A 22,614-nucleotide genomic window follows, 5' to 3' on the forward strand; every position below is an offset into this window, starting at 1 on the left:
GGAGGGTAGCGCAAGTCCTTGACGGTGCCGCCCGGCCTCGAGCGCGAGAGGGCGTCGGCGGCGTGAGCCCATGCGTCTTGGCAGCCGAGGGCTCCACTATGATCGGCCGCCATGACCTTGCTGTTGAGCCACCCCGCAGGAAACCAGAATGTGCGGGCCATGCTCGACGCCCTCCAGACAGCGGGAATGCTGGGCCGTTTCGCCACCACGGTGGCGGCCGACGAGCACAGCCCGCTGCTCCGGCTGATGCCCGAGAAGATGCGGCGCGAGTGGCTGCGCCGCCGCTTCGACGTGTCGCGCGACAAGGTGCTGCAGCATCCATGGCGCGAACTGGCGCGGGTGGCGTGCGGCGCGGTCGGCTGGCGTTCGGCGCTGCGGCACGAGCAGGGCTTCGCGTCGACCGACGCCATCATCCAGGACTTCGATCGCTTCGTGGCGCACGCGCTGCCGCGCCGCGTCTCGCGCGACAGCCTGAGCGCCGTGTACGCCTACGAGGATGGCGCGCTCGACACCTTCCGCGCCGCCCGCACGCTGGGCCTCCAGCGCGTGTACGACCTGCCCATCGCCTACTGGGAACTGGGCCGCCGGCTGCAGCAGGAAGAGGCCGAGCGCCTGCCCGCCTGGGCGCCCACGCTGGGCGGCGGCCTGCTCGATTCGCCGGCCAAGCTCGAGCGCAAGACGCAGGAGCTCGAGCTGGCCGACCTGGTGGTCGTGGCCAGCCACTTCGTGCGCGATTCGCTGCCGGCGTCGGCGGCGCAGAAGGCCGTCGTCATGTCGCCTTTCGGTTCGCCACCGGTCTGGACCGGCGGCTGGTCCGACGCGGCGCTCGACCCGGGCCGCCCGATGCGCGTGCTGTTCGCCGGCTCCATGGGCCAGCGCAAGGGCCTGGGCGACCTGCTGCAGGCCATGACGCTGCTGCGCGGCGAGAACATCGAGCTGGTGGTGATGGGCGCGCCCATGGCCGGCCTCGACTTCTACCGCAGCCAGTACGCCGGCTTCACCCACGAGAAGGGCCGGCCCCACGCCGAGGTGCTGGCGCTGATGCGCAGCTGCGACGTGTTCTGCCTGCCGTCGATCGTCGAGGGGCGCGCGCTGGTCATGCAGGAGGCCATGAGCCAGGGCCTGCCGGTCGTCATCACGCCCAACACCGGCGGCGCCGACCTGGTGGTCGAGGGCGAGACCGGCTTTCTGGTGCCGATCCGCTCGCCCGAGCAGATCGCCGCCAAGCTCGCCTGGCTCAGCCAGCACCGGCCGGCGCTGGTCGCGATGAAGGACAAGGCGGCGCAGCACGCGGCCGGTTATTCGTGGAAGCGCTACGGCGAGGTCGTGGTCGACGCGATCCGCGCGCTCGACTGAACCGCCCGTTCGCCTGCCGATGACGGCCGCACCGCCTTCCGCTGCCGCCGAACGGCCTGCGTCGACTGCCTCGACGCGCTACTGGGAGGTCGACGCCCTGCGCGGCCTGATGCTGGTGCTGATGACCCTGACGCACCTGCCGTCGCGGCTGACCGACCCGCTGGGCCAGCCCCTGGGTTTCGTGTCGGCGGCGGAGGGCTTCGTGCTGCTGTCGGCCTTCATGGCCGGGCTGGTCTACACCCGCACCGCCTACCGCGACGGCGTCGACGCGATGCGCCGCGCGTTCTGGCAGCGCGCGCTCAAGATCTACATGGCGCAGGCGGCCACGCTGCTGTTCCTGTTCACCATCATCGCGGCCGTGGGCCTGCGCATCGACCAGCCCGCGGTGAAGGACCTGATGTCCTACTACCTGACGCAGCCGCGCCATGCCTTCCTCTACGGCCTGGCGCTGGTCTACGAGCCGCCGCTGCTCGACATCCTGCCGATGTACATCTTCTTCATGCTGCTGAGCCCGTGGGTGCTGGCCTTCTCGCTGCGGCACGGCTGGGCCGCAGTGGCGCTGGCCAGCACGGCCGTCTGGGCGGCGGCGCAGTTCGGCTTCAGCGAATGGATCTACGGGTGGGTCGTGCGTTGGACCGGGCTGCCGGTGCCTTTCCAGGAGATGGGCGCCTTCAATGCCTATGCCTGGCAGTTCCTCTGGTTCATGGGGCTCTGGCTGGGCGCGAGTCGCAGCACGCCCGGCGCGCAGCCGTTGCGCCTGCCGCGCTGGTTGCTGTGGGCGGGCGTGGCCATCGCGCTCTATGGCCTCTACTGGCGCCACCACGGGCCCGACGGGCAGGCGCCGTTCGGCGGCGACGTGCAGCTCAACCTGCTGTTCGACAAGTGGCTGCTCGGACCGCTGCGGCTGGTCAACCTGGTCGCGCTCGGCGTGCTGGCGATCGCCTTCGGCCCGGCGTTGATGCGCCGTCTGCCGCGTCTGCACTGGCTGGAGGCGATGGGATCGGCCTCGTTGCCGGTGTTCTGCGCGCACCTGGTCGCCGTGCTGCTGGTGCTTGCCTTCTACGGCAGCAGCCAGACCGCGCGGCCGGCGTGGGGCGACGCATTGCTGCTGGCCGTGGTGTTCGCCGCGTTCTACGCGGTGGCGCGGGCCACGCTGTGGGTCGATGCGCGCAAGGCGGCGCGGGCCCGGGCCGGGGATTGAGAGCGCTTCAGTGCTTCGGCCGGAGGGCCGCCGTCGGCACCGCCAGGGCGCCCGGCGTGGGTGTGACGGCCAGCACCGCCGGTGCCGCGACATGCGCGCTGATGACCGACTGCCACAGCCGATAGCCGGCGTCGTTCATGTGCAGGCGGTCGCCCAGGAAGAGCTCGGCGCGCGGACGGCCGTCCTCGCCCATCATCGGCGTGAAGGTGTCGATGTAGTCGGCGTTGGCCATCGTGTGCACATACGCCGCGATCATCGCGTTGGTGCTGCGGATCTGGGGCAGCAACGCCTCGCGCGAGGGGCTGGGCTTGATCGAGATGTAGCTGATGCGCGTGCCCGGCAGCTCGTCGCGCACCGTGTTGGCGAAGCGCGCGAAGCTCTCCATCACCTGCATCGGCGTGCGGCCTTCGGCCAGGTCGTTGTCGCCAGCGTAGACCAGCACGTGGCGCGGCTTGTAGCGCACCACCAGGTCGCGTGCGAACAGGCTGCAGTCGGCCATGGTCGAGCCGCCGAAGCCGCGGTTGATGACCACCGGCGACTGGCGGAAATCCTGCGCGAGGTGCGTCCAGAAGCGGATGGTGGAACTGCCCACGAACAACACGCCGTCGGTGCCCGGCAGCTTTTCCTTGTCGGCATGCGCGAAGGCGGTGAGCGAGCTCTGCCAGCGGGTCATCGCGGCCTGGTACTCGGGCGAGGGGGGCGAGGGTGCGACCGTGAGCGCCGCCGGGGAGACCATGCGGGGCTCGGCCTGCGCGACAGCGCCCGTGGCAACGGCGCAGGCGAGGCAGAGGGCGGAGAGTGAGAAGGCGGCTTTCATCGGGCGCATGGCAGTCGAACAACGCGTGGGAGTGGCGCGAGGTTGGCAAGTTTCGCGCCCCACGGCCAGAAATGGCAATCAGGCGTGCAGGAGCGCGGCGCACACGCAACAGCAGGAGGCATTCGGCACCACTGAAACATATTGAAACTTATACTGCGCAGCAGCTTTCGGAGGGACCGTCCGCCATGTCTTCACCCGCACCCGCGACGCCGCGTCCTTTCTGGCACCGGCTCAACACTTTTTTTGCGTTCCCGTTCCAGCTGCGGCCGCTGGCCTACGCGCTCGTGCTGTCCCTGTGCAGCCTGCTGGCGCAGGTGCTGTTCTTCCTGCCGCAGGTGCTGGCGATCGTCCTGGTCGAACTCGGCATCCTGCTGGCGGCCAGCCGCTACGGCTTCCGCGTCATCGCGCTGGGCTCGCGCGGCATCGTGCGTGCCAGCGACTTCCCGCGCGAACTCGACGAGGACTGGACGAACCTGCCCTGGAAGCTGTTCGCCGTGTCGCTGGTGCAGGGCTTCGTCGTCGGCGGTCTGGGACTGCTGAGCCCGGTGCTCGCCACGCTGGGGCTGTTCGCGCTGTCCTTCCTGTTCCCGGCGACGGTCATCGTGCTGGTGCAGTCGTGCAGTTTCTGGCAGTCGCTCAACCCCACCTTTCTCTGGATGACGGTGCGCGCCATCGGCTGGCCCTATGCGCTGCTGTGCCTGTTCCTCTTTTTGCTCAGCACCGGCGCGCAGCTGGCGCTCGCGATGGTGCTGCCGGCCATCAGCCCGTGGCTGGCGCTGCCGATCTTCAACTTCCTGCTCATCTACTTCAGCTGGGTCATGGCGAGCCTGCTGGGCTACGTGATGTACCAGAACCATGTCGACCTCGGCATCGACCTGCTGCCCGGCGCCGGTGCCGACGAGGACGAAGCCGACCGCCGCACGCCAGCGCAGATTGCGCGCGACGAGGCCGATGCCGAGGTTGCGCAGCTGGTGACCGACGGCGACGTGATCGGCGCCCTCGCGCTGGCCTACGAGGCGCAGCGCACCGCACCCGACGACCTGGCCGCGCAGCGCCGCTACCACCGGGTGCTGCTGCTGGCGCCCGAGAAGCTGGCGACGCTGCTGGACCATGCGCGCCGCTTCGTCCCGTTGCTGATGCGGCGCGACCTGACGTCCGAAGCGCTCAAGGTGGTGCGGGCCTGCGCGGAACGCGACCCGGCCTTCCAGATCGACGACGGCGACACGGTGCTGGCCTTCGCGCGGCTCGAATGGCGCAGCGGCAATGCGCGCGCGGCGCTGGCCTGGGTGAAGGGTTTCGACAAACGCTTCCGTGGCCACGCCGCCATTCCGCAGGTCTACGAACTGGCCGCGCGCGTGCTGGTCGAGGGCCTGGCCCGGGTCGACCTGGCGAAGCCGATCCTGGCCGTGCTGGAGTCGCGTTATCCCGAGGCGCCGCAGACGCAGGAAGTGCGCTGGCTGCTGCGCGACCGCAGCGCACCCGCTGCACCGCTGGCGCCTGCGGCCTCCTGAGACCTCCGGAACCTTCGAGGGTCAGCCCGGTGCCGCTGGCGGCGCCTGCTGCAGCAGCGTGCGCGTGACCATGTCGTTCGGTGCCACGCGCAGCAATTGCGGCAGCCACTGCTGCGCCTGTGCGTGGCGGCCGGCCTGCAGCAGGCCGCTGGCGCAGACGGTGAGCGTGTCGGCCAGCTCCGCGTGGTCGGGCGCCGTCTTGGCCAGTGCCTGACAGAGCCGCTGCGCATCCTCGAACTGCTGCGCGCGCGTGAAGCGCCGCGCGAGCCGCGCCATGTCGCCCGGCGACAGCCGCGCGCCCGGCCTGGCCTGGTTCAGGTACGTCAGGTAGCTGGCGTGCTGCAGTTCCAGCGTGGACGGGTCTTGGCGCTGCAGCCGGAAGATGCGCTGCGCCGCGCGGTGGAAATCGTCACCGGCCGGTTGCAGGCGCGCCAGGTTGAACCAGGCCCGCAACGCGTCGGCATCGTCCGGCCGGTGCTGCGCCGCGGCGCGCCATTCCGCGCAGGCCGCGTCGAACTTCATCTCCGCGGCCAGCTTGCGCGCCGCCGCACTGTGCCGCTCGAAGGGGTCGGGCGCAGGGGGCGCCGGCAGCTCGACCGGACGCGTCTTGCGCAGATGCATCGCGGCGGCCATCAGCGTTGCGCCGGTCAGCAGGCCGCCCAGGTGCGCCATGTACGCGATGCCCTGGCCGCCGAGCAGGTGCTGCAGCAGTTCGTTCGCGATCCAGGCCGGCAGCAGGATCAGCGCCGGCGCCGTGACATAGTTGAAATAGAAGAATAGCTGGTAGAAAAAACGGATGCGCCGCAGCCGGTAGAGCACCGCGTACATGCCCATCAGCGCCGACACGGCGCCCGATGCGCCGAGCCCGATGCTGCCCTTGCCCGCATAGGCCCAGCCGGCGAGCATCGCGGCACCCACGGCGCCGAGCAGGTAGAAGGCCAGGTAGGTGCCGCGGCCCAGGGCCAGTTCGACCGAGAAGCCGAACAGGAAGAGGAACAGCATGTTGCCCAGCAGGTGGCCGGTGCTGCCGTGCAGGAAGGCGGCGGTGATCCAGGTCCAGGGCTTGGACTCGGCGTCGGCGCTGTAGTCCTGCGCCCAGCGGCGCGTGAAGGGTGGCGGCAGCCTCTGCTCGTACTGCGCACGGTCCTGCTGCCATTGCGCATGCTGCGGATGGGCGGGCGTGACGACCACGCCGTCGTGCAGCAGCTTCAGGAAGCGCGGCTCGTTCTGCAGGCCGTCCAGCAGCGGCTCGACCGCATGAAGGGTGAGCAACCGCCGTGCGCGCTCCGCGTGCGGCGAACCGGTCTTCGCGAGCCAGTCGACGAAGGCCGGCAGTTCGAGTGCCGGAAGCGAGCTGGTCGCATAGAACTGCGCGGCGCGTTCTTCCGCACGTTCCTCGGCCCGTTGCGGGCCCCAGAACACCACCATGTTCAGCACGATCAGCAGGATCGTGGCCCATGGCGGGTTGCGCCAGCTCGGCCGGCTTTCCAGCGGGATCGCGTAGAACACGGCGCGACCGCGGCCCGGTCAGCCGGCGGCGTGCAGGCTGTTGCGGCCGATGCCGTGGTAGATCACGCCGGCCGACGTCATGATGGCCGGCTCGTAGAGGTTGCGGCCGTCGAACACCACCGGCGACTTCATCGTCGTCTTCAGCCGCTCGAGGTTGGGGCTGCGGTAGGCCTTCCACTCGGTCACGATGATGAGCGCGTCCGCGCCCTCCACGGCGGCCATCGGCGACTTGGCGTAGCTGATCTTGTCGAGCAACTGCGGCGCATCGGCGAAGTCGAGTGCGAGCACGCGCTGGGTTTCCTCGACCGCGATCGGGTCGTGCGCCACGATGCGCGCGCCGGCGCGCAGCAGCGCGCTGATGACCACGCGGCTGGGCGCCTCGCGCATGTCGTCGGTGTTGGGCTTGAAGGCCAGACCCCACAGCGCGAAGCAGTGCTGGCTCAGGTCTTTTCCGAAGCGCGCGAAGACCTTGTCGGTCAGCACGGTCTTCTGTTCGTCGTTGACCGCCTCGACCGATTCCAGCACGCGCAGCGTCTGGCCGTTCTCGCGTGCGATGCGGGTCAGCGCCTGGATGTCCTTCGGGAAGCAGCTGCCGCCGTAGCCGGTGCCGGCGTACAGGAAGCTGTAGCCGATGCGCGGGTCGGAGCCGATGCCCTGGCGCACCGCCTCGATGTCGGCGCCCACGCGGTCGGCCAGGTTGGCCAGCTCGTTCATGAAGCTGATGCGGGTCGCCAGCATCGCGTTGGCCGCGTACTTGGTGAACTCGGCCGAGCGCACGTCCATCACGCGGGTGCGTTCGTGGTTGCGGTTGAAGGGCGCATAGAGCTCGCGCATGGACGCCAGCGCACGGCGGCCGTTGTCGCCGCCGGACACGCCGATCACGATGCGGTCGGGGCGCATGAAGTCGTCGACGGCTGCGCCTTCCTTCAGGAATTCGGGGTTGCTCACCACCGAGAACCCGAGGTCGCTGCGGCCGCGCTTGTCGAGCTCTTCCTGGATGGCAGCGCTCACCTTGTCGGCGGTGCCCACCGGCACGGTCGACTTGTCGACCACCACCTTGAAGCTCTCCATGTAGCGGCCGATGTTGCGCGCGGCCGCCAGCACGTACTGCAGGTCGGCGCTGCCGTCCTCGTCGGGCGGCGTGCCCACGGCAATGAACTGGATGTCGCCGTGCGCCACCGAGGCTTCGATATCGGTCGAGAAGTCGAGCCGGCCGGCTTCGACGTTCGAGTGCACCACGCCCTCAAGGCCCGGTTCGTAGATGGGGATGCCGCCGTCCTTGAGGATGGCGATCTTGCGCGGGTCGACGTCCAGGCAGAAGACGTGGTTGCCGATGTCTGCCAGGCAGGCGCCGGTGACGAGGCCGACGTAGCCGGTGCCGATGATCGAGACGTTCATGGGAGTATCAGACGGTTGCGGGTTCGGTGAGGATCTTGTCGAAGTAGGCGATGGTCTTCTTCAGACCCTCGTCGAGCTGCGTCTGGGGCGTCCAGCCGCCGAGCTCCTTCTGCGCGATCGTGATGTCGGGGCGGCGCTGCTTCGGGTCGTCCGACGGCAGCGGCAGGCGCACCAGCTTGCTCTTGGAGCCCGTCAGCGCGATCACCTTGTTGGCCAGCTCGAGCATCGAGAACTCGCCGGGGTTGCCGATGTTGACCGGGCCGGGGAACTCGTCGCCGGTGGCCATCATGCGCAGCATGGCTTCGATCAGGTCGTCGGCGTAGCAGAAGCTGCGCGTCTGGTGGCCGTCGCCGTAGATCGTGATGTCCTCGCCCTTGAGCGCCTGCACGATGAAGTTCGACACCACCCGGCCGTCGTTCGCATGCATGCGCGGGCCGTAGGTGTTGAAGATGCGCACGACCTTGATGCGCAGCTGGTGCTGGCGGTGGTAGTCGAAGAACAGGGTTTCAGCGCAGCGCTTGCCTTCGTCGTAGCAGCTGCGGATGCCGATCGGGTTGACGCGGCCCCAGTAGGCTTCGTACTGCGGATGCACCTCGGGGTCGCCATAGACCTCGCTGGTCGACGCCTGCAGGATCTTCGCGCGCACCCGCTTGGCCAGGCCCAGCATGTTGATCGCGCCGTGCACGCTGGTCTTCGTGGTCTGGACCGGGTCGTGCTGGTAGTGCACCGGTGATGCCGGGCAGGCCAGGTTGAAGATCTCGTCGACCTCGACGTACAGCGGGAAGGTCACGTCATGGCGCATCAGCTCGAAGCGCGGGTGGTCGAGCAGGTGCTCCACGTTGCGCTTGGTGCCGGTGAAGAAGTTGTCGACGCAGAGCACGTCGTGGCCCTGTTCGATCAGGCGGTCGCAGAGGTGGCTACCGAGAAAACCGGCACCGCCGGTGACCAGGATTCGCTTCGAAGCGTTGTATTGGCGCATGGGCGAAGTCACTCCATAAAGGGGAAAAAAAGAGAATCAGGGGGCGCGCTGCATGCGCTGCTCGTACATCTTCGCGTCGACCAGCATGCGGAACCACAGGGCCTGGAAGAACGCGAAGTAGAAGCCGATCGTGCCATCGAGGAAGCCGAGCCGGAACACGTAGCGGTAGATGAAATAGCTCAGCGCACGCGTGCCGATGGGCAACTTGTAATAGAGCTCCTTGATGAAGCGGGTGCGCTCGCGGCTGCCACCGAACAGGCGCGGCTGCAGGACGCCCTCGCCGGCGTTGTCGCGCGGACCGAGTTTTTCCTTGGCCTCGGCGTCGCTCCAGCGGTTGTGGCTCGCGATCCAGTCGGCCAGCTTGGCGGAGTTCTTGTCGTGCATGAAGCCCGTGAGGCGCGCCGATTTGCCGGGGCTGATGAAGTGCTGGTCGTACAGGCGGGATTCGCAGCGCCCCTTGCCGGAGCGGAACAGGCGCAGGTGCCACGGGTTGACGCCGCTGAAGCGCAGCATCTTGCCCATGAAATAGTCGCGTCGCCGCAGCATGTAGGCGTCATGGTCCGGCGTGCCGGCCATCAGGGCGCGGATTTCCTCCACGGCGCGGTCGTCGAGCACCTCGTCGGCGTCCAGGTGCAATTGCCACTCGAAGTCCTTCTCGACCTGCGAGATGGCCCAGTTGCGCTGGTCGCTGTAGTTGCTGAAGGCACGCTGCACCACGGTGCAGCCCAGCGCCTTGAGCAAGTCAGGGCTGCCGTCCTTTGAAAAGGAGTCGACCGCGAAGACCCGCGGGCTCACCTTCAGCGCCTGCGCCACGGTCTCCGGGATGATCTCGGCGGAGTTGAAGGTCAGGATGACGACGACGCAACGGGAAGGTTCCATGGGTTCGGGGCATCGCGCGGCTCAAGGAAAACGACCCTGCGCGAGGAGTGGGGGAGCGCCAAACTTTAGCACCAACTTCTTACATTTCGGCCCGCATAGTCCGATTGGACAGGGATGGATATGCGCGTAAACACCAAAAAAAGTCACAAATGTGAACTGGCGCGGACGAAAGGGCAGGGGGCGGGTGTCTCGCCGTTGCCCCCGTTGCTCAGGCCAGGCGAGCGCGGTGCCGTTCGATCTGGATGCGAACCTGCGCCGGTGCCGTGCCGCCCAGCACATTGCGCGCGTTCAGCGAGCCCCGCAGGCTCAGCACGTCGTACACGTCCTTCTCGATCGACGGATTGAACTGCTGCAGCACGGTCAGGGGCAGTTCGGACAGGTCGACCTGGTGCGAAATGGCCGCCTTCACCGCGTGCGCCACCGTTTCGTGCGCGTCGCGGAAGGGCAAGCCCTTCTTGACCAGGTAGTCGGCCAGGTCGGTCGCCGTGGCATAGCCCTTGAGCGCGGCGCGTTCCATCGCGTCGGGCTTGACCGTGATGCCGCCGACCATCTCCGCGAAGATGCGCAGCGTGTCCTTGAGCGTGTCGACGGTGTCGAACAACGGCTCCTTGTCCTCCTGGTTGTCCTTGTTGTAGGCCAGCGGTTGGCCCTTCATCAAGGTGATCAGGCCCATCAGGTGGCCGACCACGCGGCCCGTCTTGCCGCGGGCGAGTTCCGGCACGTCCGGATTCTTCTTCTGCGGCATGATCGACGAGCCGGTACAGAAGCGATCGGCGATGTCGATGAAGCCGAAGCTCTGGCTCATCCACAGCACCAGTTCTTCGCTCAGGCGGCTGATGTGGATCATCGCCAGCGACGCCGTGGCGGTGAACTCGATGGCGAAGTCGCGGTCGCTCACGGCATCCAGGCTGTTCTGGCACACGCCGTCCATGCCCAGCGTCCTGGCGACCAGCTCGCGGTCGAGCGGGTAGCTGGTGCCGGCCAGCGCGGCGGCGCCCAGCGGCAGGCGGTTCAGGCGCTTGCGCACGTCGAGCAGGCGCTCGGCGTCGCGGCTGAACATTTCCACGTAGGCCAGCATGTGGTGGCCGAAGCTCACCGGCTGCGCCACCTGCAGGTGGGTGAAGCCCGGCAGGATCACCTCGACGTTCTTGTCGGCGATGTCGACCAGCGCCTTCTGCAGGTCGACGAGCAGAGCGCCGATCAGGTCGATCTCGCCGCGCAGCCACAGGCGCACGTCGGTCGCGACCTGGTCATTGCGGCTGCGGCCGGTGTGCAGGCGCTTGCCGGCGTCGCCGACCAGCTGGGTCAGGCGGGCCTCGATGTTGAGGTGGACGTCCTCCAGGTCGAGTTTCCAGTCGAAGGTGCCCGACTCGATTTCGTTGCGGATTTGCGTCAGACCGCGGTCGATCGCGGCCAAGTCCTGCGCGCCGATGATCTTCTGTGCGGCGAGCATGCCGGCATGCGCCAAGGAACCCTCGATGTCCGCCTGCCACAACCGCTTGTCGAAGAAGACGCTGGCGGTGTAGCGCTTGACGAGGTCGCTCATGGGTTCGGAGAACAGGGCCGACCAGGCTTCGGATTTCTTGTCGAGTTGGTTTTGGGTCATGGGAGGCCTTGGCAAGGCAATAATGGTTCGGTTACCCGATGTGTCTGTGATGCGCAACCCGTCGATTTTATCGGCCACCTCTTCGACGCCTGCGCGGTCTGCGGCCCGCGGGCCTTCGCGCGCCGGAACGGGGGGGCTGTTCGACGCCTGCCAGATCGGGGTGGTGCTGCGCGCCGTGCTGCTGGTGGAGGCCGTGGTGGCGGTGACGACGCTCTTCGTCGGCACCACCCCCGGCGAGTGGCTGGTGCTGGCCGCGACGGTCACCGGCGGTGCCTTGCCCGCCACGCTGCTCTGGCTGGTGGCGGCCTGCGCCCTCAAGAAGATCCTGGCCCGCCTGTCGCGCCCCGCGCAGTACGCGGCAGGTGCCACGTTGGGCGCGCTGTCGGCGCTCTATGGCTGCGCCTTGCTCTGGCTCACCGGCGTGGTGGCGACGGCGCCCTGGGTCGCCAGTGCGGCGGCCGGCGCGATGTTCGCGGCCGTGATCATGGCGGCCCTGGTGCTGCGCGCCCGCGGCCAGACGCCGGCCGCCATGACGGCGCGGCTGGAAGAGCTGCAGGCCCGCATCCGGCCGCACTTCCTCTTCAACACCCTCAACAGCGCGATCGCCCTGGTGCGCGAGGAACCGGCCAAGGCCGAGGCCATGCTGGAGGACCTGAGCGAGCTGTTCCGCCGCGCGCTGGCCGACCCGGACGAATCGGTCACGCTGGCCGACGAGATCGCGCTGGCCGAGCGCTACCTGGCGATCGAGCAGGTGCGCTTCGGCGATCGGCTGCGCATCCGCTGGGACATCGACCCGAGCGCCAATACGGCGCGCCTGCCGCCGCTCTTGCTGCAGCCGCTGGTGGAGAACGCGGTGAAGCACGGCGTGGAACCCAGCCCCGAAGGCGCCAAGCTGCGCATCCGCACCGAGCGGCGCGGCGGCATGGTGGTGATCGAAGTGGTCAACAGCCTGCCGCCGCTGCGCTGGGCCGACGAGCCGCTGCCGCGCGGCCACGGCATCGCGCTGGCGAACGTGCGCGACCGGCTGCGCCTGCTGCACGACATGCAGGCCCAGTTCAGCGCCGGGCTCGAACAGAAGAATTACCGCGTACGAATCGTGATCCCCGTCGGCTCGTAAGAGCCATCCCGACAGCGAGGAGGAGGCCGATGAACCTGAAGACCCTGATCGTCGACGACGAGGCGCTGGCGCGATCCCGCCTGCGGACGCTGTTGGGCGACTGCACGTCGCCTGCGGCCGAGGTGATCGCCGAGGCGTCGCATGCCGAACAGGCGCTGCAGCACCTCGACCGCCTGGCGCTCGACCTGGTGCTGCTCGACATCCACATGCCCGGCATGGACGGCGTCGACCTTGCGCGCCTGCTGCACGGCCGGCCGGATGCGCCGGCCATCGTGTTCGTCACTGCGCACGCGGCACACGCCGTGACGGCCTTCGAGCTGGACGCTGTCGACTACCTCACCAAGCCCGTGCGCGTCGAGCGGCTGCAGCAGGCGCTGCAGAAGGCCGAGCGCCATCTGAAAGACCGGCGCGGTGCGGCGGCCGATGCGCCGCCGGTGGAGCACCTGCTGATCCAGGACCGCGGCCGCACCGAGCGCGTGCCGCTGACCGAGGTGCTCTACCTCAAGTCGGAGTTCAAGTACCTCACGGTGCGTACCGCGACGCGCAGCCACATCCTGGACGGGTCGCTGGCCGAGTTCGAGGAGCGCTACCCGAAGCGCTTCGTGCGGGTGCACCGCAACGCGCTGGTGGCGCGGGCCGCGATCCGCGCGCTGGAGAAGTACGACGACGGCGAAGAGGCCGAGGGTTGGGCGCTGCGGCTGGAAGGCGTGCCGGAGCCGGTGGTCGTGTCGCGGCGCCAGCTGGCCGCGGTTCGGGAAGCGTTGAAGGAATCTGCATCATGAACACGATCGTCAGTCCGTTGCCGGGCACTGAACCGCCCGAGGTCCCCGTCGTGCCCGACGTGCCCACGCCTGTCCCCGTGCGGGCGCCGGACGGTGCCACCGACGAGGAGCGTCGCGAACTCAAGGTGCTGGCCATGGCCGAGGCCGTGAAGGAAGAGCGCGAGCGCGTGCTGCTCCACATGCCGGTGGACGTGCGCAGCGCGTCGCTGGTGGTGGTGGCCGTGCTGGGCGCCATCTTCGCGCTGCACTGGGCGCAGGCCGTGTTCATCCCGCTGATGCTGAGCCTGATCAGCACCTATGCGCTGTCGCCGCTGGTCGACCGCCTGGAGCGCTGGCACCTGCCACGCGCGCTGGGGGCGGCGCTCATCCTGCTGGGCATCGGCGGCGCCTTCGGCTGGACCGGCTACTCGCTCTCGGGCAGTGCGGCACAACTGGTCGACTCGCTGCCGGTGGCCGCGCAGAAGCTGCGTCTGGCCGTCACCCGCGGGCCGCGCGACAACGCCAGCGCGCTCGACACCGTGCAGTTGGCGGCCGCGCAACTCGAGCAGGCCGCCGCTGCCGCGCCCGCCGCGCGCCGCGGCGTGCAGCGCGTGATCGTCGAGCGCCCACCCTTCAACGTGCGCGATTACCTCTGGAGCGGCACGGTCGGGCTGGTCACCGCCGCGGGGCAACTCACGCTGGTGGCCTTCCTCACCTTCTTCGCGCTGTGTTCGGGCACCACCTTCCGCCGCAAGCTGGTCAAGATCACCGGCCACAGCCTCGAGAAGAAGAAGATCACGGTGCATGTGCTCGACGACGTCACCAGCCACATCGAGCGCTACCTGCTGGTGCAGATCGGCAGCAGCGTGTTGGTCGGCGTGGCCACTGGCCTGGCGTTCTGGGCGCTGGGCCTGGAGAACGCGGCCGTGTGGGGCATCCTGGCGGCGGTCACCAACCTGATCCCCTACGTCGGCTCGATCATCGTCATGGGCGCCTCGGCGCTGGTGGCCTTCCTGCAGTTCAACGGCGTCGAGATGGCGCTGATCATCGGCGGCACCTCACTGCTCATCCACACGCTGGTGGGCAACCTGCTGGTGCCCTGGCTCACCAGCCGCACCAGCCGCATGAACCCCGTGGCCGTCTTCATCGGCGTGATCTTCTGGGGCTGGATCTGGGGCATCTGGGGCCTGCTGCTGGGCATCCCGATCATGATGATCGTGAAGTCGATCTGCGACCGCGTGGATGACCTGCAGCCGATCGGGGAGCTGCTGGGGGACTGATCGCACGCGGCGTCAGTCGCCGTCGCTCACCGACAGCCAGACGGCATCGGGCCGGTCTGCCGATGGTGTTCCAGCCGTGTCCTCGCGGCGCAAGGTGCGCCAATCGATCCAGTCGCCTGGCGACAGCGCCATGCCCTGCGTGCGGCTGTCGCCGTGCTGCAGCCGAAGCACGCGCCCGCCGAGCCGCAGCACCATCTCGAACCCCGGCCAGTGCGCCGGGACGCGCGGCGTGATCGACAGCCGGTCGCCGCGCACCACCAGCCCCAGCAGGGTCTCGACCGCGGCGCGGTGCAGCCACGCCGCCGAGCCGGTGTACCAGCTCCATCCGCCGCGGCCGACGTACGGCGCGGCACTGTAGATGTCGCCGGCCATCACGTAGGGCTCCAGCTCGTAGGCCGGGCCGCGTTCCGGGTGCCGCGCACGGTGCGCCGGGCTCAGGCCCTCGAAGCTTTCCCACGCGGCTTCGGTGTCGCCCGACAGCGCCTGCGCCATCAGCGCCCACACCGCGGCGTGCGAGTACTGGCCGCCGTTCTCGCGCACACCCGGCGGGTAGGCCTGGATGTAGCCCGGGTTGTTGGGCGAGTGCGCCAGCGGCGGATGCAGCAGGCGCAGCAGACCGGCCCGCTCGTCGTGCAGCTGCGCCTTCATCGCTGCCATCGCCGGCTGCGTGTGCGCCGCGTCGGAGGCACCCGAGAGGACCGACCAAGCCTGCGCGATGAGGTCGATGCGGCATTCGTCGTTGGTCGCCGAGCCGAGCGGCGCGCCGTTGTCGAAGAAGGCACGGCGGAACCAGGCGCCGTCCCAGCCGGCCTCGTGCAGGGCCCGGATCCAGCCCTGCCGCGCGATGCGCCAGCGCTCCGCGCGCTCGGCGTCGCCGCGCGCTTCGGCGATCGGCGCATAACGCTCGACCACGCTGCAGAGGAACCACGCGAGCCACACCGATTCGCCGCGGCCTTCGTGGCCGACGCGGTTCATGCCGTCGTTCCAGTCACCGGTGCCCATCAGCGGCAGGCCGTGGATGCCGACTGCCAGGCTGTGGTCGATGGTGCGCGCGCCGTGCTCGTAGACGCTGGCGGTCTGCGCGCTGGTGCGCGGTGCGTAGTAGGCGTCCTCGGCACCGTCGGGGATGCCCGGACCGTCGATGAAGGGGACGTCGTCGTCGAGCAGACTCGCATCGCCCGACACCTCGACGTAGTGCGCCACCGCATAGGGCAGCCACAGCAGGTCGTCGGAGAAATGGGTGCGCACGCCGGCGCCGCCGGGCATGTGCCACCAGTGCTGCACGTCGCCCTCGGGAAACTGGCGCGCCGCGTTGACGACGATCTGGTCGCGCAGCCGCGTCGGGTCGGTCAGCGCGAAGGCCATCGCGTCCTGCAACTGGTCGCGGAAGCCGAAGGCACCACCCGCCTGGTAGAAGCCGGCCTTCGACCAGAGTCGGCAGACCAGCGTCTGGTAGACCAGCCAGCGGTTGACCAGCGCATCGAACAGCGGGTCGGGCGTGCGCACCTGCAGTCGCCCGAGCAGGTCGTCCCAGAAGCCACGGGCCTGGGCCAGCGCCTCGGCCACGTCGCGGGTCTGCCAGCGGCGTGCCAGCGCCACCGCGGCGTCGGCATCGTCGGCCTGGCCGAGCATGAAGCTGAAGGTCGCGCTTTCGCCAACCGCCAGCGTGAAGTCGCCGGCGATCGCCGCGCAGGCGTCGAGCCCGCTGCCGGCGCGCTGGCCCAGCGCGTCGGGCACCTCGATGCCGCCATGGCCGGCGAAGAATTCGCTGCGCTCGCAGGTCCACTGCGACGGCGCGGCGATGCCCGCGAGCGCGACGAAGGCCGTGCTGCCGCCGAAGCCCGCGCTCGATTCGCGCTGCTGGCCGAAGACGGCCGGCAGGTCGTCGGCCTTCCAGCTGTGCACCGTGCGGCGCTCGCCCCGCGCGGCGCCCATCTGCCACTCGACCATGGCCAGGGCGCGCAGGCGGCGCCGGCCGCTGCCTTCGTTGCGCACGGTCACCTGGACGAGCTTCATGCGCTCATCGCGGTCGGCGAAGAAGGTGGTCTCCAGCACCATGTTGCGGTGCAGGCATTCGAAGACGCTGTAGCCCTGGCCGTGGCGCACGCGGTGCCGTGCCGCACTTGCGCCGCGGCTGGCGGGGGTCAGCGGCAGCAGCTCGCGGGTGTCCAGGTCCTGCAGCAGATAGTGCTCGAAGGCCGGGTCCTGCACCGGGTCGTTCGACCACGGCGTGAGCTGGTGCATGCGGCTGTTGACGGCCCAGGTGTAGCCGGTGCCCGCCTCCGACACCTGGAAGCCGAAGCCGGCGTTGGCGATCACGTTGACCCACGGTTTGGGCGTGCGCCGGTTCAGGTCGACCTCGAAGCGGAACTCGCCGCTCGCCGCGTCGAAGCCGCCCTGCGGTGCGTGGGCGCTGTCGTCAACCTGGGCGGGCGGCGCCGGCAGTGCGAGCGGCGTGTGGGGAACGGCCGCGGTCGATGCGGTCGGCACGGCGGCCTCGCGCAGGGCGGCCACCTGCGCATCGAGCGTGCGGCCATCGGCATTGAAGACGGCGCGTGCGAGCGTCGCCAGCGCGGCCTTCTCCGACGGCGCCACCTCGGCGTCGCGCAGCAGGAAGAAACCGGCGGCGTCGTTGCGCGGAAAGCTGTTCTGCGTCTCCTGGCCCACGCGGCTGCGCACGCCCTCGATCTCGCGCTGCAGCGGCATCAGGTACGAGCCCGGTTCGCCGTTGAGCACCACCAGGTCGCAGGCCACGCCGCCGAAGCCCCACCAGGGCTGCGCTCGCAACAGCGTGTTGACCAGGCCGATGCCGATCATCGAATGGATGCGCACCAGCACGATGGGCTTGTCGCCCGAGATGCCGAAGCGCCAGATCTGCCGCAGGTCGACCGGGCCGCGGTCGCTCATCACGCGTGGCGTGGTGTAGGTGAGGATGGTCGTCAGGTCCTGCAGCGCGCGCGTCTTCACGGGGTCGATCGCCAAGTCGCGCAGCCGCACCTGTGCCAGCGTGGCGGCCATGCGCATCGCCCGGTCGACGTGCATCGGTTGCATGTAGCGGTCGATGCGGGGCAGCAGCGTGTCGACGTCCTCGTCCGCCGTGGTGGCGAAGGTGAAGCGCGCCGTCGCGCCCGGCGCGATCTGCAGGCGCACCCGCAGGCAGGCGATCGGGTCGAGCCCGTTGACCGGCGCGCCGTCGGCATCGACCGGTTGCGCATCGAGCAGCGGCGTCGCCAGCGTGTGGTTGCGGCCGACGAACGCACGTCGGTCGGCCAGGCAGTCGACCGACAGCACCTGCGCATCGGTCGAGGCCAGGAAATGCGCCACGACCACCACCGCGTCGCCATGCAGGCGTGGCTTGCGCGACAGGATCAGGGCGCGCAGCGACGGCTCCCAGCGTGTTTCGACGAACAGGTTGGCGAAGGCCGGATGCGCCTCGTCGGCCTTGGGGTTGGACAGCACCGGCTCGAAGTAGGAGACGAGTTCCAGCGTGCGCGCCGTGTCGCCGCTGTTGTGCAGGGTGACGGTGCGAAGCTCGGTGTCGTCTTCCGGGCTGATGAGCACGGTGATGCGGCTCTGCAGGCCGCCGCCGCTCGCCTCGAACTGGGCCTGGTCGGCCAGGAAGCGGGTGCGGTAGGTCCAGCCCGGGCCCGGCGCGGGCAGGGCCGTGAGCGAGCTGAGCGCCCGGTGCCCGACGTCGCGCACGAAGAAGAAGGTGCCGTGGCCGTCGCGCAGCGGATCGTCGCGCCAGCGCGTGACGTTGAAGGAATGCCAGCGGCTCACGCCCGCGCCGTTGGCGCGCAGCGCCACGGTGTAGCGGCCGTTCGACAGCAGGTGCGTCGGTTGGAAGGCCGGCGCCATCGGGTCGACCAGGCGCGGCTGGTGCGACGGCGCCGCGTCGGCCGTGCTGGGCTCCGGTGGCGGCCGCGGGTCGGCGCTGCGGATGATCTGACGGGGCGTGCGCTCGTGCAGCATCGCCGCGTGCGCCTGCACCAGCGGCGCGCTGCCGAACCAGCGTTGCGGCGCGCCGTCGCGCAGCACGTTGCACAGGGCCACCAGCGACATGCCCTGGTGGTGCGCCATGAAGTTGCGCACCACGGTCAGCGGCTCGCCCTCGGGCTGGCGCGACACGGTGAAGTCGACCGCATCGAAGAAGCCGAAGTCGCCCCGGGCGCCGAGCGCCTCGAGCCGGCGCAGGTTGGCCACCGCATCGCCCGGCGCGAACAGCGACGCCATGGCGCTGGCATAGGGCGCGACCACGCGGTCGGCCGGCGGCGTGCGGCGCAGCGCGAGTCGCGGCACGCCGAAGGGCGAATACTGGTAGGCCAGCGAATGGTCGCGGGCGAAGTACGCGGATTCGGACACGCCCCAGGGCAGCCCCTGCGCATGGCCGAAGGCCTGCTGCTCGCGCACGGCCGCGAGGTTGGCGACCTGCAGCAGGCCGTCGTCGGGCTCGGCCATCACCAGCGCGGGCATCAGGTACTCGAACATCGAGCCCGACCACGACTTCAGCCCTGGCTGCGCCCCCACGGACAGGAAGGGCCGGCCGAGCGCCATCCAGTGGCGGCGCGGCACGTCGCCCTTGGCGATGGCGAGGAAGCTCAGCAGGCGTGATTCGGAGGCCAGCAGGTCGTAGTAGCTCGCGTCGAGCACGTCGTCGTCGACGCGCAGGCCGATGTGGAAGAGATGGCGCTTCGGGTCGTAGAGGCCGCGAAAGTCCATGCCGTGGCACAGCGTCTCGCAGCGCGCGGCGATCGAGCGGAGCGCGTCGCCGGTCGCCGTGTCGGCGGTGGCCGCGAAGCCGCGGCAGGCCTGTGCCACCGCCAGCAGGTGGCCGGCGAGGTTGCCGCTGTCCACGCTTGACACATAGGCCGGTTGCAGCATCGCGAGCGTCTGCGTGTCGTACCAGTTGTAGAGGTGGCCCCGGTGCTTGGCGAGGCGGTCGACGCTGTCGAGCGTGGCGGCCAGGCGCGCGGCGAGCGCCGCGTCGTCGAGCCAGCCGAAGTCGCGGGCGCAGCAGCTCGCCAGCAGGTACATGCCGATGTTGGTGGGCGAGGTGCGGTGCGCGATGCTGGCTTCGGGTTCGAGCTGGAGGTTGTCCGGCGGCAGGTGGTGGTCGGCCTCGCTCACCGCGTGCTCGAAGAAGCGCCAGGTGTCGCGCGCCAGGGTCTCCAGGTACGCGCGCTGGTCGTCGGGCAATGCGTCGTGGTCGACCACCGGCACGCGGCTGGCCCCCCAGGCCGCCACGGGCGCGAGCGCCCACAGGCCGAAGAGCAGCACGCCCGCCAGCGGATGCGGGCTCCACAGCGCGGCGATGGCGAGCGCGATGCACAGCCCGCTGACCGGCACGCCGCCGCGCACGAAGGCGGCCAGCCCGTAACGCGCCTGCGATTGCGCCTCAGCGGCGGTGGTCCATTCGAGCAGATGGCGTCGGCTGGCGACGAGGCGCCAGAGGGCGCGCAGCGTGGCGTCGACCAGCAGCCGGGTCTGGGCCGCGAGCTGCGTGAACTGCCAGGCCGCGCCGGCCAGTGCGCGTGCGAGCTCGGTGAACCCGACCACGAAGAAATGGCGCAGCGCGATCGAGCGGCGCGTCGGCACCAGCCCCGCGAGCGCACCGAGCAGCGGCCCGAGGGCAAGTGCTGCGGCCACGGCGCCGAAAGCCCAGGCGAGCGGCAGCGCATCGGTGAAGACAGTGACGGCGAGCAGTGCGAAGGCGGCCGGGACCACCAGCGCACGGCGCAGGTTGTCGCTCATCTTCCAGAGCCCGAGCGCATCGATGCCGAAGTGGCCTGCACGCCCCATCAGCGGCAGCAGTTGCCAGTCGCCGCGGGTCCAGCGATGGATGCGCGAGGCCGCAACGCCGGCGTGGTGCGGGTGGTCCTCGATCAGCACCAGGTCGCTCACCACCGCGCAGCGCGCGACGCTGCCTTCGATCAGGTCGTGGCTGAGCACCGCGCCGTCGGGCAGGCGGCGGTCGAGCGTGGCGTGCACCGCGCGCACGTTCAGAAGGCCCTTGCCGGTGAAGGAGCCGGTGCCGAACAGGTCCTGGTAGATGTCCGATGCGCCGCTGCTGTACGGGTCGAGCCCGCATTGGCCGGCGAACATCCAGTGGAAGGCGGAGCGCTCCTCGCGCGTGGGGAAGGGCGTGACGACGCGCGGCTGCAGGATGCCGAAGCCGGCGACGACGCGGCGCCCCTCGCTGTCGACCTGCGGTGCGTTCAGCGGATGCGCGGCGATCGCGACCAGTTCGCGCAGCGTGCCGGGTGGCAGGCCGGTGTCGCTGTCGAGCGTGAGCACGTAGGCGATGCCGTCGGCCAGCCGCAGCCCGGGCGCCATCGGCACGAAGCCGTCGGCGTCGCCGGCCGCGATCAGGCGCAGCAGCATCTCGAGCTTGCCGCGTTTGCGCTCCCAGCCGATCCAGCATTGCTCGGTGTCGCTCCAGCTGCGCGGGCGGTGCAGCAGCAGGAAGCGGGACGGCGCGCCGGCATCGACCGGGTAGGTCGCGTTCAGTTGCGCGATGCGTGCGAGCGCGTCGTCGAGCAGTGCGTTGTCGGCAGGCTGCTCGGGCTGCGGCGCGTCGGCCCAATCGGTCAGCAGCGCGAACTGCGCATGCGCCTCGCGGTTCGCGAGCCAATGCAGTTCGAGCCGCTGCGCCAGCTGTTCGTTGGCGTCGACCGAGCCGAGCATGGTGGGGATGACGACCAGCACGCGGTGCACCGCCGGAATGCCCGCGGCAAAGTCCAGCCGCGGCAGCGGCTGCACCCGCGTCGATTCCGCGACGATGCGGTGCACCAGCGCAATCACCGCTTCCGACAGCGGCCAGGCCATCAGCAGCAGGGCGATGACCGTGGCGAGGCCCAGTTCGTCGCGCCCCGAACGGTGCAGCCCGTAGACCACGAGCGCGAGCAGCAGCGCTGTACCGAGCGCGATGCAGCCCAGGTAGGTCGGCAGCCGCCAGGCCCGCGACGGTGCGGCGGCGGCGCGCCGTGCGGCCGTCCCCGTGCGTGCCAGCGCGAGCGCGGCGAGCAGTGCGGCCCGGCCGGGGCCGAACAGGTGGTAGCCGGCCGTGAGGTCGGCACCGGTGCCCGGACCGCGGGGTGCGGCGCCGGCCCGGGCCAGACGCAGCACCGCTTCGGCCACGCTGCGTTCGGTGCGTTCGCTGATGCGGGCCACCTGCTCCATGGCATGCGTGATCTGCTGGCGCGTGAGTTCGCTCTCCTGCGCGAAGCTCGGCAGTTCGCGCAGCACGCGCAGCGATCGGCTCACCGGTTCGATCAGGTCGGCCCATTCGACCTGGCCGATCATGCGCAGCGTCGTGATGATGTTGCCGACCGTCAGGTTGGTGGCGGCCTGGTCGGTCTGGGCGCGGTCGATCAGCGCCGGTCCGTGCGGGCAGTGCTGTTCGGTCCAGGCGACGAGCGCCGGCGGTCGCGCGGTGCGTTCGCCGGGCAGGCGTTGCCACAGCTGCGTGCAGTAGCTGTGTTCCAGCCCGCGCTCGCGGATGGTTGCGAACAGCGCGTCGAGGTCGGCGACCGACAGCGTCTCGGCGCTGTCCCAGACGGCGTGCGCCAGTTCGCGCGCCACCTTGTTCTGCGCGATGCTCTCCGCGACGCGGCGCAGGTTCTCCAGCAGCACCACGCGCAGCGTGGTGGGCAGCGCCCACAGCTCGCCCAGCGTGAGTTCGTCCACGTCCTGGTAGGCATCGAGAAAGGCAGTGAAGAGTTCGCTGTTGAGCACGCTGTCGGTGTGCGCGACGTACGCCCACGCGATGCCGTAGACGCGCGGGAGCCCCACCAGCGGTGCCTCGGCCAGCTTCGGCAGGCGCGCGTAATAGCTGCGCGGTACGCCTTCGCGGATCTGCTGCAGCTGCGCTTCGACCAGATGGAAGTTGTCGAGCAGCCATTCGGCCGCGGGCGAGACGTAGCGCCCGCTCTGCGAAATCAGCGCGATGTAGTCGAAGGCGCCGCGCAGCGACGCCAGGTTCTCGTCGACGCGAGGGAAGAAGGGCGCATTGCGGCGCGCATGATCCGAGGCCTGGACCGGCTGCGCGCGGGCGAGGCTGCGCCCATGCTGGCTGAAGCGCTGCAGGCCGAAGAGCTCGGCGCGGATGGGGGGCTGGACCGGCGCGTGCGGTCGTTCGAGAAGCTGGCGGGCGTAGTCGCTGAGCGAAGCGAGGCGGTCGATCACCGCGGTGTCGCTCACC

The 22,614-nt window shown here is 69.9% G+C and carries 13 protein-coding genes; 6 read left to right on the forward strand and 7 right to left on the reverse strand.

Annotation, left to right across the window (positions count from 1 at the left end; genetic code table 11):
* Positions 1 to 159 precede the first annotated feature (159 nt).
* Together ACSFA2_RS06750 and opgC are read left to right on the forward strand one after the other, a co-directional pair.
* Positions 160 to 1,356 carry a glycosyltransferase family 4 protein gene (locus tag ACSFA2_RS06750; RefSeq protein ID WP_435454546.1) on the forward strand — a complete coding sequence of 399 codons (1,197 nt, stop codon included), beginning with the start codon at positions 160 to 162 and terminating at the stop codon, positions 1,354 to 1,356.
* Between the two features lie 19 nt (positions 1,357 to 1,375).
* Positions 1,376 to 2,557, forward strand: coding sequence for an OpgC domain-containing protein (opgC, locus tag ACSFA2_RS06755; RefSeq protein ID WP_435454547.1), 1,182 nt, complete (start codon positions 1,376 to 1,378; stop codon positions 2,555 to 2,557).
* Between the two features lie 7 nt (positions 2,558 to 2,564).
* Here the strand turns inward: opgC and ACSFA2_RS06760 are convergent, their stop codons facing one another.
* Positions 2,565 to 3,374: an SGNH/GDSL hydrolase family protein gene (locus ACSFA2_RS06760; protein WP_435454548.1), complete on the reverse strand. Its 810-nt coding sequence runs from the start codon at positions 3,372 to 3,374 to the stop codon at positions 2,565 to 2,567.
* A 185-nt stretch (positions 3,375 to 3,559) separates the two neighbouring features.
* On the opposite strand from ACSFA2_RS06760, the gene ACSFA2_RS06765 reads away from it, so the two are divergent.
* On the forward strand, positions 3,560 to 4,885 hold the full coding sequence (locus ACSFA2_RS06765) for a hypothetical protein (RefSeq protein WP_435454549.1): 1,326 nt from the start codon (positions 3,560 to 3,562) through the stop codon (positions 4,883 to 4,885).
* 21 nt (positions 4,886 to 4,906) lie between these two features.
* Here ACSFA2_RS06765 and ACSFA2_RS06770 read toward each other — a convergent pair whose 3' ends face one another.
* The 5 genes from ACSFA2_RS06770 to argH form a co-directional block, all read right to left on the reverse strand.
* On the reverse strand, positions 4,907 to 6,394 hold the full coding sequence (locus tag ACSFA2_RS06770) for a rhomboid family intramembrane serine protease (RefSeq protein ID WP_435454550.1): 1,488 nt from the start codon (positions 6,392 to 6,394) through the stop codon (positions 4,907 to 4,909).
* A gap of 18 nt (positions 6,395 to 6,412) precedes the next feature.
* Positions 6,413 to 7,792, reverse strand: coding sequence for a UDP-glucose dehydrogenase family protein (locus ACSFA2_RS06775; protein ID WP_435454551.1), 1,380 nt, complete (start codon positions 7,790 to 7,792; stop codon positions 6,413 to 6,415).
* A gap of 7 nt (positions 7,793 to 7,799) precedes the next feature.
* Entirely contained in the window at positions 7,800 to 8,771 is a 972-nt protein-coding gene (locus ACSFA2_RS06780; RefSeq protein ID WP_435454552.1) for a UDP-glucuronic acid decarboxylase family protein, read from the reverse strand.
* 36 nt (positions 8,772 to 8,807) lie between these two features.
* Positions 8,808 to 9,650, reverse strand: coding sequence for a glycosyltransferase family 2 protein (locus ACSFA2_RS06785; protein ID WP_435454553.1), 843 nt, complete (start codon positions 9,648 to 9,650; stop codon positions 8,808 to 8,810).
* Between the two features lie 208 nt (positions 9,651 to 9,858).
* A complete protein-coding gene (gene argH / locus ACSFA2_RS06790; RefSeq protein ID WP_435454554.1) occupies positions 9,859 to 11,256 on the reverse strand; it encodes an argininosuccinate lyase in 1,398 nt (465 codons plus the stop codon).
* A gap of 49 nt (positions 11,257 to 11,305) precedes the next feature.
* On the opposite strand from argH, the gene ACSFA2_RS06795 reads away from it, so the two are divergent.
* From ACSFA2_RS06795 to ACSFA2_RS06805, 3 genes are read left to right on the forward strand one after another with little or no spacing between them, the layout of a single operon-like run.
* Positions 11,306 to 12,373, forward strand: a complete 1,068-nt coding sequence (locus ACSFA2_RS06795; RefSeq protein WP_435454555.1) for a sensor histidine kinase — start codon at positions 11,306 to 11,308, stop codon at positions 12,371 to 12,373.
* Positions 12,374 to 12,402: 29 nt separating this feature from the next.
* Positions 12,403 to 13,155, forward strand: coding sequence for a LytR/AlgR family response regulator transcription factor (locus ACSFA2_RS06800; RefSeq protein ID WP_435454556.1), 753 nt, complete (start codon positions 12,403 to 12,405; stop codon positions 13,153 to 13,155).
* Entirely contained in the window at positions 13,152 to 14,414 is a 1,263-nt protein-coding gene (locus tag ACSFA2_RS06805) for an AI-2E family transporter (RefSeq protein ID WP_435454557.1), read from the forward strand. The genes ACSFA2_RS06800 and ACSFA2_RS06805 overlap by 4 nt, the downstream gene beginning before the upstream one ends.
* A gap of 12 nt (positions 14,415 to 14,426) precedes the next feature.
* Here ACSFA2_RS06805 and ACSFA2_RS06810 read toward each other — a convergent pair whose 3' ends face one another.
* Positions 14,427 to 22,613 carry a glycoside hydrolase family 94 protein gene (locus tag ACSFA2_RS06810; RefSeq protein WP_435454558.1) on the reverse strand — a complete coding sequence of 2,729 codons (8,187 nt, stop codon included), beginning with the start codon at positions 22,611 to 22,613 and terminating at the stop codon, positions 14,427 to 14,429.
* Between the last annotated feature and the right edge of the window lies 1 nt (position 22,614).

The sequence above is a fragment of the Variovorax cryoconiti genome (assembly GCF_051216395.1).
GTDB lineage: Bacteria > Pseudomonadota > Gammaproteobacteria > Burkholderiales > Burkholderiaceae_C > Variovorax.